Source organism: Micromonospora maritima (genome assembly GCF_902825405.1).
GTDB lineage: Bacteria > Actinomycetota > Actinomycetes > Mycobacteriales > Micromonosporaceae > Micromonospora > Micromonospora maritima.
The window spans coordinates 1-1,824 of record NZ_CADEAU010000768.1 but is presented as its reverse complement, the minus strand read 5'-3'; the positions used below and the strand labels follow the sequence as shown (position 1 = coordinate 1,824).

Genomic DNA, 1,824 nt, shown 5'->3' with positions numbered 1-1,824 from the left:
CGCGCCGGGCGGCGGCCCGGACCAGGGCGGTCAGCAGCGGGTGGACCGGCCCGCCGGTGGGCCGGGTGCTGATCCGCGCCGGCATCAGGGTGGGGCGTTCCGAGCGCCAGGTGGCGTCGAACAGGGCCAGCGCCTCGTCGTCGGTGAGCGCCACCAGGCCGCTGCGTTCCAGCCGGCGCCGGTCGACCGCGCCGAGGTGGCCGGTGATGCCGCTGGCCGTGGCCCACAGGCCCCAGACCAGCGAGACCCCGGGCAGGCCGAGGGCACGGCGGTGTTCGGCGAGCGCGTCGAGGAACGCGTTGCCGGCGGCGTAGTTGCCCTGGCCCGGTCCGCCCATCAGGCCGGCGGCGGCGGAGTAGAGCACGAACGCGGTCAGCTCGCGGTCCCGGGTGGCGCGGTGCAGGTTCCAGGCCGCGTCGACCTTGGGGCGCAGCACCGCGGCGAGCCGGTCCGGGGTGAGCGACTCGACCGTGGCGTCGTCGACGACGCCGGCGGTGTGCACCACGGCGCGCAGCGGGTGCCGGGCGTCCACCAGGGACAGCACGTCGGCGACGGCGTCCGGGTCGGCCAGGTCGGCGGCGACCAGCTGCACCTCCGCGCCGCCGGCCTTGAGGTCGGCGAGCAGCTCGTCGGCGCCCTCGGCGTCCGGGCCGCGCCGGCTGACCAGCAGCAGGTGCCGGGCGCCGTGTGCGGCGACCAGGTGGCGGCAGAGCAGCGCGCCGAGCGTGCCGGTGGCGCCGGTGACCAGGACGGTGCCGTCGAGCCGGGGCGTGGGCGGAATGCTCAACGTCAGCTTGCCCACGTGCCGGGCCTGGCTGAGGAACCGGAACGCCTCGGGGGCGCGCCGGACGTCCCAGGTGCGGCGGGGCAGCGGTCGCAGCGCGCCGTCGGCGAACAGCGCCATCAGCCGTTCCAGCATCCGGCCGACGACGGCCGGGCCGGCCGCCATCAGGTCGAAGCCCTGGTAGCTGACGCCGGGGTGGTCGGCGGCGACGCGGGCCGGGTCACGCGGGTCGGTCTTGCCCATCTCGACGAACCGGCCGCCGGGGTCGAGCAGCCGCAGCGACGTGTCGACGTACGCGCCGGCCAGCGAGTTGAGTACGACGTCGACGCCCCGACCGGCGCGGCGGGCGCGGAACTCGTCGGCGAAGTCGAGGGAGCGGGAGGAGGCGATGTGCGCGTCGTCGAGGCCGGTGGCTCGCAGCACCGGCCACTTGGCGGGGCTGGCCGTGCCGTAGACCTCGGCGCCGAGGTGGCGGGCGATCTGCACGGCGGCCATGCCGACGCCGCCGGTGGCGGCGTGCACCAGCACCGACTCCCCGGCGGTCAGTCCGGCCAGTTCGACCAGGCCGTACCAGGCGGTCAGGAACACCACCGGCACGCTCGCCGCCTCGGCGTACGACCAGTGGTCGGGGATCCGGGTGACCATGCGGTGGTCGGTGACGGCGACGGTGGCGAACGAGCCGGCGAAGATGCCCGCCACCCGGTCGCCGGGGGCCAGCCCGGTGACGCCGGGGCCGACCTCGCGCACCACGCCGGCGCCCTCGCTGCCCAGCACCTGCTGGTCGGGGACCATGCCGAGGGCGAGCACGACGTCCCGGAAGTTCAGCCCGGAGGCACGCATCTCGACCGCGACGTGTCCGGCCGGCACCGTGCCCTCCTCCACCGGGACGGGCAGCAGCGCGAGGTTCTCCAGCGTGCCCGTCTCGGTCACGTCGAGCCGCCACGGCTGTCCGCCGGCCGGGGGTGCCAGCACGCCGGTGTCGCGGGCCCGGACCAGCCGGGGCGTGAGGGCGGCGCCGTCGCGCAGCGCGAGCTGCGGCT

General features: G+C 76.9%; 1 protein-coding gene. It reads right to left on the bottom strand.

The annotated features are described in order from the left end of the window. Window positions 1-1,824: MDR/SDR family oxidoreductase (locus tag HUW36_RS32095; protein WP_174531489.1), on the bottom strand; the 1,824-nt coding region annotated here is incomplete at both ends.